This window comes from Desulfocicer vacuolatum DSM 3385, from assembly GCF_900176365.1.
Classification (GTDB): domain Bacteria; phylum Desulfobacterota; class Desulfobacteria; order Desulfobacterales; family Desulfobacteraceae; genus Desulfocicer; species Desulfocicer vacuolatum.
This window is the reverse complement of the sequence record NZ_FWXY01000001.1, coordinates 427,180-439,668: the sequence shown is the minus strand read 5'-3', so window position 1 is coordinate 439,668 and position 12,489 is coordinate 427,180. Positions and strand designations below refer to the sequence as shown.

Genomic DNA, 12,489 nt, shown 5'->3' with positions numbered 1-12,489 from the left:
CGTCATAACGCAGTTATGCGGCTGCGAAGCAACGCTTCAGCGGTAGCATAAAATCGGACAATTGTCCAGCCCGCCCCCGTGTGTCCGGTCATGAACAAGCAATTGAACGGTTTCCGTATAGTTGTGGTATCCATTGTCGGATATCATTCCTGAAAAAATATTTGACAATTCTTCGCATATATTCTATCGTTTCTAACCGGATATCATTCATATTAATAATGCTATCTGAAATTGGATACCATGATGAAAATAATACCGCAAGTACTTTTAAAACAATTTGACGCACTGCTGTGCAATAAAAATATTTCTCAGGAGCGCCAGCCATATTACCGAAAATGGTTACGGTACTATTTGGATTTTTGTCACAAATACAATCACCCTGCGAAAGTTTCTGACAGTTTACCGCTGTTTATCAACAAAATCAGGGCTAAAAATCAAACCATACAACAGCAGAAACAGGCCTATAACGCCATTCTTTTATATTATGAATTGTTGGATATCCATCCCCATTGGTTAAACGCTCCTCCTGGGATGTCAATGGTTTTGGAAAAAAAAGCATCCTTTCATGCCAAGCTTCCCAATGAGGATCAATGGCATGAAGTGTATAAAAAACTGGGTGCTGAAATAAAGATCAGGCACTATTCGCCAAAAACCCACAAGGCGTACAGCATCTGGACAAGAAAATTCCAGCATTTTATGAAAAACAAGGCCCCGGATCTGCTGACCGTTGAGGATGTTAAGGCTTTTTTGACCTCTCTTGCTGTTGAATCAAAAGTATCCGCTTCATCACAAAACCAGGCGTTCAACGCGTTGTTATTTTTTTTCCGGCACTGCCTTGGCCGGGAATTCGGCAAGGTCGACGGCGTTGTTCGTGCCAAACGAAAGCCATATATTCCTGTGGTATTGTCCCGGCAAGAGGTGGATCTGATCATCGGGAAGCTGAGATACCCCTATGATTTGGTTGTAAAATTCTTGTATGGCTGCGGGTTGCGGTTGGGGGAATGTATGAATATTCGCATCAATAATTTTAATCTGGATGCAGGCGTTTTGACCATCCATGACGGTAAGGGAAAAAAAGACCGGACCCTGCCGTTGCCAGAGGTCATTCTGCCGGAGATACACCGGCAGTTTGATGCAGTAAGGCTTCTTCATCGACAAGACCTTGATCAGGGGATTGCCGGTGCCTTTATGTTTGATTCCATTGAAAAAAAATACAAAAATGCCGGTCGGGAATTTCATTGGCAATGGTTTTTTCCTGCAAAGGATCTCACCTGGGTTCCCGATGCCGGAGAATACCGGCGCGCCCACTTGCATGATCGCCATGTCCAAAAAGCCATCAAATCAGTTGTACAAAGGGCACAGCTGACCAAACGGGCCACAGCTCACACCTTTCGGCACAGTTTTGCCAGTCACCTGCTTCAGGCAAACTACGATATCCGAACGATCCAGGAACTGTTAGGTCACAGTGATATCCGAACCACCATGATTTACACCCATACGGTTAAATCAAGGACCATCAAGAAAACCAAAAGCCCGCTGGATATTGATCCGTCAGAGATGAAATAACAAGATAAGTAAAAAAAAAAGTTGCACCTTTTTTGCCCAAAGTTCAATCATCGGGGTCTGTTACCTGTTTTCTTTTACACGTTGAAAAAAAATCTGACATCCATTTGTGTTTTTACCATGACAGCAAAAAGATCAGAGAATTTGATTTGTGGACCTTGATGAAGATAGATTATCCCCAGTCAAAATATCTGAGTATGCCAGGCCACCCCCTCTCCCCTTTCTTAGAAAATTCATAAAAGATATTGTATTTAAAAATAAAAACAGCACACATTGATGATTATCCTCTCCCATGATATCGCCTCTTCTCCTTGATCCATGTCCGGGTAAATCCTTTATTGTTTTTTAAATTTTAAAAGATCTGATTTTTTTATTCCCTGTTTTTATCCAGCGGCATCATAGTTGCTAATATTCAACTATAGCAATTAAAGCACACTTTTTTAAAAACACAGGGGGCGGTAACAATGGATAAAATCAGTGAAAATCAAAAGCAAATAAATCATCCGCTCAAACGATCCATTTTAACCAATATGATTGTGATTCCGTTTATTCCCTTTCTTCTGGCCATCGGGGTCAGTTTTTACTATTTCGCCACCACCCTGGAGCAAAGCAGTACTGCCAGTCTCAAACGCATTGTGGAAGATCACTGCCACATGATCGATTCCTTTTTAATGGAGCGTCAATCCGATCTTGAGCTGATTACCAACACCTATTCCTTTGATGACATCATGGAAGGGGCAGCCATTGATGGGATTTTTGAAAATCTCAAAAAACGATCCGGGGCCTTTGTGGATCTGGGGCTTTTTAACAGCCGGGGGATTCACAAACGTTATGCCGGGAAATTCCAGTTATTAAAGGGAAAGGAGTATAGAAATGAGGTGTGGTTTAAAAAAGTGATGCAGACAGGCTATTATATCAGCGACATTTTTTCAGGATATCGCAATGTTCCCCATTTTATCATTGCCGTAAAACAGGGAGCAGACAATGACGCCTGGGTGCTCAGGGCCACCATTGACACCCTGGTTTTTGACCGGCTGGTATCCAAGGTTCGCATTGGAAAGACCGGAGAATCCTATATTTTGAACAGTTCCGGTATTTCCCAGACCGAAAGGCGTTCCGGAGGGATCGGTATCATGGAAAAAGATCCGGAATATATTGATTTCCCCCACTCACTTGAGCTTTCTCCGTCAAAAAACGGCATTGAGACATTCATTAAAACCGATCCAGCCAAAGATCAATACCTCTATGCCACCACCCGGCTTAAAAATAAGGAATGGCTTTTAGTGGTGCGCCAGGAAAAAAAAGATGCCTATAAAGCGCTCTACTCTGCCATGTACATTACGTTGTTGATCATGGTGGTGGGCGGTGCTGTGATCATTGTCACTGCCATCTACATGACAGAACATATCCTCAAACGCATGGACACCCTTGGCATGGAAAAAGAAAGCCTTGGCAATCAGCTGATTCGGGCGGTCCAACTGGCGGAAATCGGAGAGATGGCTGCCGGATTTGCCCATGAAATCAACAATCCCCTGCAAATTATCAAAGGAGAACACCTTTTGGTTGAAACCCTTATGAAGGAAATTGCAGCGCTGTTGCCCCCCACCTCCGGGGAAGACCTTGATGAGATACAAGACTCCATGGATCAGATAAAACTCCAGGTAAACCGATGCTCTGAAATCACCCATGCCATTTTAAAGTTTGGTCGTAAAAATGACTCAAAACCGGAGGTGTTAAATCCCTGTGACATTATTCCTGAAATCATACACATGGTGGAAAAAAAGGCCCATGTGGAGGGCATTGACATGCGCATGGATATTGCCCATGACACCCCCCGGTTCCAGGGGGATGCCTCCCAGTTCCAGCAGGTGATTTTAAATCTTGTGAACAATGCCATGGATGCCATTGCCCAGGCCCATGGGACCTCTGGAGGTCTATTGAGTGTTACCTCAGAAAAAACAGACCAGGGAGATGCCCAGATCAATATTTCCGATAATGGTGTGGGCATTGGATCGGACAATATTGGAAAAATTTTTTCGCCTTTTTTCACCACAAAACCCGTGGGTAAAGGCACTGGCCTTGGACTATCCGTGTGTTACGGCATTATAAAAAATCTTGGCGGCACCATGACGGTGAAAAGCGAACAAGGCAAGGGAACCACCTTTGTGATCACCCTGCCGGCCATGGTGTGATTTGCCTTAATAACGTATGAAAATTTTTCAGATTTATCGGGATTTTCATATGAAAAACAGGAGGGAATAGTTTTGGAAAAAATGAAACTTTTATTGGTGGATGACGAAGAAAGATACCTGAAAACAACCAAACGGCTCATGGAAAAAAAAGGGTATGCCGTGGCCGTGGCAAGCAGTGGTCAGGAAGCTTTGGAAACACTTCAAAAACGAATTATTCATGTGGTGATACTGGATGTTAAAATGCCCGGCATGGACGGTAACCAAACCTTAAAGGCCATCAAACAGCACCATCCCCTGGTGGAGGTGGTGATGCTCACAGGGCATGCCACAGTGGATTCTGCCATTGACGGGTTGAAATCCGGGGCCACGGATTATCTCATGAAACCGGCTGACATTGATGAGATCATTGAAAAAGCAGAAGAAGCCTATGAGAAAAGACAGCGTCTGGAAGAGAAAATCCGGGCGGCCCAGACCAAGAAATTCATGCGATCCCCCCGGGAAATTCTCAAGGACGATGAAGCATAAAATTTATTTTTGGAGGTTGATAAATGAAAAAATCAAAGCCGGTCACCGGATATGACAAGTACATCAACTGGAAGCTGTTTATCATCCCGGTTATTCTCTTTTTCGTGGTTCTGGTGATGCCAACTCCCCATGGCATGAAAGATGTGGGCATGGAGTACAATGTGGGTCCCAAGGCAGTGGTTAACCATCTTACCATGGTGTTGTTCCAGCAAAAAAGCACAGAGGTGGAACAATGGCAGCTGCTCACGGCCAAAATCATGGAACAGAACATGCGCATTGGTGCATTGCAAAAAGATCGCTTTCTCAAGCGAAATGCCAAATGGTGTAATAAATATAAAATAGAGGTAAATGAAACCAACTTTGACAAGGCCCGGGCCTATATCAAGGATCATGTCACAGATAAGGATTTTCACACCATCATGAAAAGTGCCCTGGTGCTGCGAAAGGATGGGCTCAAATACGAAGATCAGACCGGAAGTGACAAAAAAGCCGCAGATAAAGGCGCATGGGAGATCAAGGTGGCCATTGCCATGGGGCTCTTTGTGGTGTTTTGCTTCTTAACCGAATGCATTCCCCTGCCTGCCGTGGCCTTTTGCATTGGGCTGATTCTTGTGTTCACAGGCGTGCTTTCCAGAAAAGAAGTGGCCATGCTCTATTGGAGTGATGCCTGCTGGTTTATCATGGGAAGCTTGATGTTTGCAGCGGCTTTTGTCAAAACCGGGGTGGATAAACGGGTGTGTTTGATGATGTTTAAAAAACTGGCCGTGCCCAATATTAAGTGGATCACCCTGATATTTTTTCTCATCATCAGCCCCCTGGCCGCATTTATTTCCGACCATGCCCTGGCAGCCATGTTTCTTCCCATTGGCATGCTTTTATACCAGAACAGCCTCACCCGGGAGGTGCCGGAGGATACAGAGCTTGCCAAAATGCTCATGATCAGCATTGCCATGGCCTGTAACATCGGCGGCCCCGGTGCTCCTTCAGGGGGTGCCAGAAACGTGATCATGATGACCTATCTAACGGATATGTTTGGCGTGGATATCGGTTATTTCCAGTGGGTCACCTATTGTTTTCCCTTTCTCATTCTCATGATTCCGGTGTCCTGGATTGTTATTAATTTCAGGTTTAAACCCCGGGTGGTGTCCCTGGCCCCGGCCATGGAACATTTAAGGACGGAAATCGGTAAGATGGGGGGATGGAACAAGCAGCAGATCTGGGCCTTGATAATTTTTATCATCATGGTGTTTGGGTGGTTCACAGAAAAATCCTTTTACAATCTGGGTATCTACCCCGTTCGTCTGGGGATTGGCGTCATTGCCGTTGCCGGTGCTGTGGGATATATCCTCACCGGTGTGGTGAATTGGCGGGATTACCAGGAAAAAGTGGACTGGGGGGTTGTGTGGCTCTATGCCGGTGCCATTATTTTTGGCCGGGTGCTGGATCAAACCGGGGCTGCCTATTGGCTGGCACGATCTGTCATTGATTTTCTGTCTCAATTTGGCATGGAAGGCGGGCTTCCTCTTCTTGCCGTCAGTAACGGCTTAACCTCCATTTTAACCAACCTCATGGCCGACGGTCCTGCTGCGGCATCTGTGGGTCCCATAACCCTTAACATGGCCGGTATGGTGCATCCCGGCACCACTTATCTGCCCTTCATGGCCATGGCAACGGCCATCTCTTCTTCCTTTGCCTATTGTCTGATCATCGGCACACCGCCCAATGCCATTGTTTATGCCAGCGGTTATCTTGAGCCCAAGGATTATCTCAGGGCCGGCATCCCGCTGTTCTTTTTTGCCAATGTGGTGTTGCTGCTGCTCACCGGTGTTTACTGGACCTTCAGGGGATTTGGCGGTATGCCCGGTTTTTAACCCTTTTTGAACGGGACGCGTCGGTCATAAGTTTTCCAGTTTGACGCCACATAATCTGTTATTTTGAAATTGAACATTTCCCATGTGGTATGGGAAATGAGAACTTCGGACTCATGAGAATGGAATTAAATCATGAAAAAACAACAAAGCAACCTCGGCGGTTCATGGAAAAAACTGTTTGCAAATGGAGAAATAAGATTTTCCAGAGAGGCAGAACGTAAATTCTTCTTTTACATGACCGTCATGATGCTTCTGGCCGGCATTATTGTAAAAATAACTTAAACAGCCATGCCCTGACGGAGACGGCACTTCATCTGTTCAGGCTGGAATAATGGGAAAAGGTGCAGGACAATGTTTAACTTCAGCATCAAAAATTATCAGTTCTATGCTTATGCCATTGTTCAGCTGTTGATCGAGCCTGGACAATTTTTCATGGAATTGCCAAAGAAATCCACAAAAAGAACCACCTGGGGCTTCATGGTGCTCAGCAGTTTGTTTTATGCAGCGGCAAGCCTCCTCACCGGGACCCATGGGCAGTCGGTGGGGATTATGGGCATGGTGTTTTTCATGAATGCCCTGGGAATCGTTTTGATTTCTGCCGTCATCGGCCATGTGACCCTGATGATGCTGGCAGGGAAAAAAGAAGTTTTTTCCGGGGTGCTCAGTATCTATGCATTTTCTTCGGGCATTACGTTTTTTCTTTCCTGGCTTCCTTTTATGTTGTGGTTCACAGAGCCATGGCGATGGTGGCTGCTGTACACAGGGTTTAAACACAGCTTTGGCCTCACTGGCAAAAGGGCCTTCTGGGTGGTTTCAGTGTCGGTTTTTATACAAGTTTGCCTTTTATATTCAGCCATTGTGGCCTTTGGAGCCACGGGGTAGGGAAGCGGTGGACAATTTAATCATCAAGTGAACATCAAGGAGACGGTAACGATGAGTCAGATAAAAGTATTAATGGTGGATGACGAAAAACGATTTCGTGACACCACCAAAAAAATTCTCAATGGCAAGGGATTTGAAACCATTCTGGCAGACAGTGGAGAAGATGCCCTGGCAAAAATGGACCAGGCCCCGGATGTGGTGATTCTGGATATTAAAATGCCCGGCATGGACGGTCATGAAACCCTGGCAAAAATCAAGGAGATAAACCCCCATCTGCCGGTGATCATGCTCACTGGCCACGGTGCCATGCCCTCGGCAAAGGAAGCCCTGGCCGGGGGGGCCTTTGACTATTTGAGCAAACCCTGTGACATCAATCTTTTGGCTGAAAAAATAAAGGAAGCCCATCACCTTAAAGATAAGAACAAACTTCCCCGGGAGCGCAGTGTGGCAGATATCATGATTCCCATTGCAGAGTATTCCACCATCCGGGAGGACAAAAGCGTTAAAGAGGCCGTTATTCGCCTTAAAAGATCGTTTATTACCCAGATGGCCACCAGTCGTCTTATGGAGACAGGGCATCGCTCCATTCTTGTGGTGGACAGTAATGAACAGGTCAAGGGCATTCTCACCATCCGGGATCTCATGGAAATGGTGATGCCGGGGTATCTTTCCGCCCCCAAACCCTCCCTGGCAGACAGCATTGAATATTCTCCCATGTTTTGGAAAGGCATGTTCACCATGGGTATCCAACAGATGGGGAATACCAGTCTCTCTCAGGTGATGTCACCTTCCCCTGCCTCCATTGACGGTCAGGCAAATTTAATGGAAGCGGCCTATCTCATGCTGGAAGCAAATCAGAGACGTCTCATTGTAACGATATCCGGTAAAACCGGCGGTATTATCCGGGAGCAGGAGTTGTTTTTTGAAATGGAACGGCTTATTATCTGATAGGTTCAGCCTGTGCGGATGCAAAGTTCATGCTTAACCGCACAGGCTTACAAAATATTCAAATTACGATCCCGGATCCCTGCAAAATCCGGTAAACAGAAGTGGATGATTTAGTCGCTCCACGTCTGGTCGGTTTCGATCAAACTGTTTGCAAGTACTGCACTTGTCACGGCCAGTGACTCCGGGTCAAGGTAGAATTCCGCATGTTTGGGGAAAAGCACATTGCAATGGGCCGGAAAATCCTCATCACTGTCATTGAAAAGCAGAAGCAGAGACATCCGGGGGAGGACGTTAAATTGCACTGACAGATCATATGGTGTCTCCATTTTATGGGGAACACCACCCAGTTTTTTACTTATATTAAAAAGTGCTTTAAGTCTGCCTGAAAAATGTTTGACCATTACAGACTGTGTGTCGCTGGCAAAAAAATTTGTGTTTGTAAAGTGAGAGGTTCGTTTGAAATCCTTAAAAGATACCCATTTTGTGTCAAGGTGTATTTGGCTGGGGCATAATAAAATATATTTTGCAAGTATAACACAGATTCGATAGTCAGGTCTGTTACCGGAAGAATTTTTAATTCCATTTTTTGAAATCAGATATTTGTGATTTAAAAAATGAATTTGGGCCTGGTCACCATGACATGCTATCCCAAGTATTGTCTTAATGGATTTAAAATTTATTTTGGCGAGTTGTTCCACATAGCTGTCATAATTTTGATCAAATATTGCAGAGCGTTGAAGCATGAGTTCCTCTCCTTGGACTTATCTTTTAAACTCAACTTTCGGGCTTTATTTTTAAATGTACCGATGGGCTCAGTGTGCCGACGGGGTCAGGCTTTTGTTATTGATGTTATCGACCAAGGCCTTTGCCAACGAAAAAAGCCTCGATAATGTCAATAACGAAAGCCTGACCCCACCACGAAATGCGAACACCGAAAGTTGAGTTTTAAATCCAATGTAAGTTAATTTCTAAGCCACCACTGATTCCGGGATACCGTGTTTCTTGGAAATTTTTTCAAACATTCTTACGATACCGGCGCTTAATCTGTAAACAACATTCAACTTGGCGTTCATATCAGCAGATGAATCAAAAAATATGCGCAAATCCGAGGACATTCCGTCTTCAGGCTTCCAGTAAGATATGCGTATGGGAAGTCTGGGTAAGGGGTATAGTACCAGTGAAATATCAGATTCATAACCGTTTTCGATCTTTTTGCCATTAAAGATGACCATTAAATCTTCAAATAGACTGGGATATCTATCTGCTATTTTTTTCAATGGTTCTTCCGATGTTTTTACAAACAAACCATTCATTTCCTGACCACCTTGAAGTTCCCGGAACGATATCCACTTGTTTGTCAAAGGAACTCCTTTACAATGAAGTACATATTCCAAAATAGGCGCCGCGATAAAAGAATTGATATGGATATCCGAAAACATTTTACCATTGGATGCAATGGAAAAAGGTTTACCAAATATTTTGATGGTGAGCCTGTCGTTTGAGAAAATACCTCCCACTCTTTTTGCTGATAATTCCAAATTACATTTTTTGATTTCATTTTTAAGGTCAAACAGCGTGAACTCTGTCTCAATTCCATTTGTTTTGCTTTGTTGTTCTTGGTATTGCCCCAGGATTTCCTGATTTATGAAAGGGCATAAATCCAAAGTTTTTTGTCCCAGGAAAACTTTGGAGGCAAAGGCAAGACATGTTTTTTCATTACATTTCCTGCAATTGGTTTTTTCAAGAAGCCTGAAGACATCCATGGCATTTGCAAAAGAACGCATATTCACTCCTTGGTCAAAATTAAAAATTGTTTTGCCCAACAGCTGCTCAGGATTACAAAATAAAAGAGATTGGGTTAAAAAACATCACCCAAAAGGGGGGGGAGATAAAAAAAATGAAAAATTCATTATTGCGCTGGAAGGTGTCAAACGGGAATAAGAGATGTCAGAAATTAACTGTCATGGGCAGGCTGTATTTTGATCCGGCTCTACCCCCAACAAAGCTTGAAATACATCCCCGGTTTGCGGAGTATTTCATATAAAAATTTCAACTTTCGGGCTTCATTTCAAAGCCGGCATTTTTAAATGTACCGATGGGCTCAGTGTGCCGACGGGGTCAGGCTTTTGTTATTGATGTTATCGACCAAGGCCTTTGCCAGCGAAAAAAGCCTCGATAATGTCAATAACGAAAGCCTGACCCCACCACGAAACTGACCCCACCACGAAATGCGAACACCGAAAGTTGAGTAAAAATTATCTGAAGTTAAATTAATTCATTGCGAGCCGCCCATACCACTGCCTGGGTTCTATGGTTCACCCCCAGTTTGTTAAAGATATTGACAACATGGCTTTTAACCGTGTGAGCGCTTATATGCAGCCGGTTTGAGATTTCCTTATTTGTAAGACCGGCTCCTATCATGGATAATACTTGAAGTTCTCTTTTTGTGAGGGCAGACGGCAAGGATGAATTTGCGGCATTAAGTGTTTTAGTTTGAAGAATAGTTGTCTTTTTATAGGGGAGGGGGGAATCATCATGGGCATTTGATGTGTCAACATCTATGGTGATGGAGGAAACCCGGGTGCCGGTATCATCATAGACCGGATAGGTTACCTGCTCTTTTAACGGTAAACCGATATGCGGGCATCTGGAGGGCGCTGTTCTCTGCCTGGAAACCATGGCGGCAAAGGCCACGCAGGTGTTAAATCCACAGTCTCCGCAATTGGTCTTTGGTAGAAGTTTTAAAATAGTGGTTATGGGTATGGGCTGGAATAGTTTAAATTTGGGGGTAATCTTGTTCTTTTTCTCAAAGATATCATTTAAAAAAAAAAGAATGTCCTTTTTGATTTTTTCTACATGTTCTCGATTTTTCAAAGGGGTTACAAGACAGCGCCCAGGATAAACAACACAATGCACTTTATTTAATATGAATCGAATGAACGCCGGATTTTCATAAAGTTCAGCACCCGTTGCAACGGCATTGATATAAGGAAATAAAAAAGCAAGATCGTTTTCAAAGTAGAAAACAGCCATGATTGAATCTTTGTTTCCCGATCCCGGTTTGGCCATATTCCCATCTATGAAGATGTCGGAAGAATTGATTTTTATTTTATTCATAGACTCTCCAACGGCTTTAACTACTATCAGTGGTTTTGGATATTTTCATTTTCATCAAACAGCAAAGGGGTTTTTTCCAATATGTCGACATTGTCCATGGCCCCAAGATCTTGTAAAAGGGCCTGGCTTGCCCGGAACTCCTGCACGTGCAGGGTATCCTTTATGATGACAGCCCGCACATCCACAGGATCAATGGGCCCCAGGGTGCTGAAGGCTGCCTGGATGGCCTTCTCATCGCTGGGAAGGCGAACAGGAATAAAAGCCTTTCGCAATGAAATGCTGGTCATGGCGTTCATGATGGTACTCTCATAATCCAGAGATTGAAATACCTTTTCTGTGATGATGTCGGCATTGCCAAGACCAATGGCATTGCCGGCGGTTTTTTGGGAAAGATTTAAAATGGCAATGCGTCCCACCCGGAGACTTTCTGAAAAATCATCCTCCATTAAATCAAATGTTCGGCCCGTAACATTGGGGTCCATGCCTGAGCCGCTGATCTCCTTGCCGATCTGTTCAATTACAAGCACATCAAGTTCTTTAAAGGGAAGATGGGGAAAGTTGTTCCGGGCCAGATTCAGCAACTTGCTTTCCCTTGCAAAAAAATTTGGTGACATAACGGTTTCAACAGCCATGGTATTGTCAAAACAATCCTCCACCACAGCCACACCAAACCTGATATTGCTCTGACGGATAATTTCATCGCCCATGGCCTTGAGCAAGGGGAAAAATCCATGTTTCAAGGCCATATTGTGGTAGGCCAGCGCCCCTTTATGCTTTCCCATACCAATGCACAGCATTTTGTACAGCCCGCTTTCCACCGGACCTTTGAATTTAGTATGGGGTTTGATGCGGTTGATGCATACGGTGTGGTCCATGGCAAGGGCATCCCGGGAAAAATACACTGGAACATCGCCCATGACCGTTCCTATTTTATCCGCATCCATGGAAGATATAACAGGGGCACCGCACAGGGTTTCTGTGATACCCAATCTTTTAAGGACCCGGGTCTGGCCGGTGGCGGTGGCACCTCCGTGGCTGCCCATGGCAGGAATAATAAAAGGCGATGCACCCATTTCCCGGATGCCCCGGCAAAGCGCCGTTACCAGTGAGGATATGTTGGCGATGCCTCGACTGCCCACGCCAATGGCCACACGGTGGCCCGGTTTGATGTCCGATTGCAAAAGCGCCTGTTTTAACTTTTCATTTAAAACAGAGACAGGGTCTTTAAGGCCCCGGGGCAGATGATTTGTCTTTACACGATAAAAATCTGGAAAGATAAATTTTTTTTCAAGATAGGCAGGATAGCGCATTACTTCTCCTGGGCAACGGATATTGGGTAGTATTCAAGTACCCCCAGCAGAGCCCCCCGAGGGGCAATGGGAACCGGACAA

At 44.6% G+C, this 12,489-nt stretch carries 12 protein-coding genes; 8 read left to right on the top strand and 4 right to left on the bottom strand.

Annotated features, from left to right (window positions below; genetic code table 11):
* Positions 1–543: 543 nt before the first annotated feature.
* From B9A32_RS01890 to B9A32_RS01865, 7 genes are all read left to right on the top strand, one after another.
* A complete protein-coding gene (locus B9A32_RS01890) occupies positions 544–1,566 on the top strand; it encodes an integron integrase (RefSeq protein ID WP_232366995.1) in 1,023 nt (340 codons plus the stop codon).
* A gap of 461 nt (positions 1,567–2,027) precedes the next feature.
* Positions 2,028–3,755: a sensor histidine kinase gene (locus B9A32_RS01885; RefSeq protein WP_084066664.1), complete on the top strand. Its 1,728-nt coding sequence runs from the start codon at positions 2,028–2,030 to the stop codon at positions 3,753–3,755.
* Positions 3,756–3,827: 72 nt separating this feature from the next.
* Complete coding sequence (locus B9A32_RS01880) at positions 3,828–4,280, top strand: response regulator (RefSeq protein WP_084066663.1); 453 nt, start codon at positions 3,828–3,830, stop codon at positions 4,278–4,280.
* A 23-nt stretch (positions 4,281–4,303) separates the two neighbouring features.
* On the top strand, positions 4,304–6,151 hold the full coding sequence (locus tag B9A32_RS01875; protein WP_084066662.1) for an SLC13 family permease: 1,848 nt from the start codon (positions 4,304–4,306) through the stop codon (positions 6,149–6,151).
* Positions 6,152–6,283: 132 nt separating this feature from the next.
* Positions 6,284–6,433: a hypothetical protein gene (locus B9A32_RS21260; protein WP_170923664.1), complete on the top strand. Its 150-nt coding sequence runs from the start codon at positions 6,284–6,286 to the stop codon at positions 6,431–6,433.
* Positions 6,434–6,502: 69 nt separating this feature from the next.
* Complete coding sequence (locus tag B9A32_RS01870; protein ID WP_084066661.1) at positions 6,503–7,033, top strand: YIP1 family protein; 531 nt, start codon at positions 6,503–6,505, stop codon at positions 7,031–7,033.
* Positions 7,034–7,084: 51 nt separating this feature from the next.
* On the top strand, positions 7,085–7,981 hold the full coding sequence (locus tag B9A32_RS01865; RefSeq protein WP_084066660.1) for a response regulator: 897 nt from the start codon (positions 7,085–7,087) through the stop codon (positions 7,979–7,981).
* A gap of 110 nt (positions 7,982–8,091) precedes the next feature.
* Here B9A32_RS01865 and B9A32_RS01860 read toward each other — a convergent pair whose 3' ends face one another.
* On the bottom strand, positions 8,092–8,724 hold the full coding sequence (locus tag B9A32_RS01860; protein WP_084066659.1) for a DUF3786 domain-containing protein: 633 nt from the start codon (positions 8,722–8,724) through the stop codon (positions 8,092–8,094).
* A gap of 225 nt (positions 8,725–8,949) precedes the next feature.
* Positions 8,950–9,744, bottom strand: coding sequence for a DUF3786 domain-containing protein (locus B9A32_RS01855; protein ID WP_232366999.1), 795 nt, complete (start codon positions 9,742–9,744; stop codon positions 8,950–8,952).
* On the opposite strand from B9A32_RS01855, the gene B9A32_RS01850 reads away from it, so the two are divergent.
* A complete protein-coding gene (locus tag B9A32_RS01850) occupies positions 9,743–9,922 on the top strand; it encodes a hypothetical protein (RefSeq protein ID WP_084066657.1) in 180 nt (59 codons plus the stop codon). The two genes, B9A32_RS01855 and B9A32_RS01850, sit on opposite strands and share 2 nt — an antisense overlap.
* A 324-nt stretch (positions 9,923–10,246) precedes the next feature.
* On the opposite strand, the gene B9A32_RS01845 is transcribed toward B9A32_RS01850, so the two are convergent.
* Entirely contained in the window at positions 10,247–11,098 is an 852-nt protein-coding gene (locus B9A32_RS01845; protein WP_084066656.1) for a LuxR C-terminal-related transcriptional regulator, read from the bottom strand.
* Positions 11,099–11,124: 26 nt separating this feature from the next.
* Complete coding sequence (locus tag B9A32_RS01840) at positions 11,125–12,408, bottom strand: nickel pincer cofactor-dependent isomerase, group 22 (protein ID WP_084066655.1); 1,284 nt, start codon at positions 12,406–12,408, stop codon at positions 11,125–11,127.
* Positions 12,409–12,489 lie beyond the last annotated feature (81 nt).

What these genes read in the sequence shown, in the direction of transcription:
- B9A32_RS01865 (WP_084066660.1), top strand. Translation starts at nt 7,085, where the DNA reads ATGAGTCAGATAAAAGTATTAATGGTGGATGACGAAAAACGATTTCGT.
- B9A32_RS01875 (WP_084066662.1), top strand. Translation starts at nt 4,304, where the DNA reads ATGAAAAAATCAAAGCCGGTCACCGGATATGACAAGTACATCAACTGG.
- B9A32_RS01850 (WP_084066657.1), top strand. Translation starts at nt 9,743, where the DNA reads ATGGCATTTGCAAAAGAACGCATATTCACTCCTTGGTCAAAATTAAAA.
- B9A32_RS01885 (WP_084066664.1), top strand. Translation starts at nt 2,028, where the DNA reads ATGGATAAAATCAGTGAAAATCAAAAGCAAATAAATCATCCGCTCAAA.
- B9A32_RS21260 (WP_170923664.1), top strand. Translation starts at nt 6,284, where the DNA reads ATGAAAAAACAACAAAGCAACCTCGGCGGTTCATGGAAAAAACTGTTT.
- B9A32_RS01855 (WP_232366999.1), bottom strand. Translation starts at nt 9,744, where the DNA reads ATGGATGTCTTCAGGCTTCTTGAAAAAACCAATTGCAGGAAATGTAAT.
- B9A32_RS01860 (WP_084066659.1), bottom strand. Translation starts at nt 8,724, where the DNA reads ATGCTTCAACGCTCTGCAATATTTGATCAAAATTATGACAGCTATGTG.
- B9A32_RS01840 (WP_084066655.1), bottom strand. Translation starts at nt 12,408, where the DNA reads ATGCGCTATCCTGCCTATCTTGAAAAAAAATTTATCTTTCCAGATTTT.
- B9A32_RS01870 (WP_084066661.1), top strand. Translation starts at nt 6,503, where the DNA reads ATGTTTAACTTCAGCATCAAAAATTATCAGTTCTATGCTTATGCCATT.
- B9A32_RS01845 (WP_084066656.1), bottom strand. Translation starts at nt 11,098, where the DNA reads ATGAATAAAATAAAAATCAATTCTTCCGACATCTTCATAGATGGGAAT.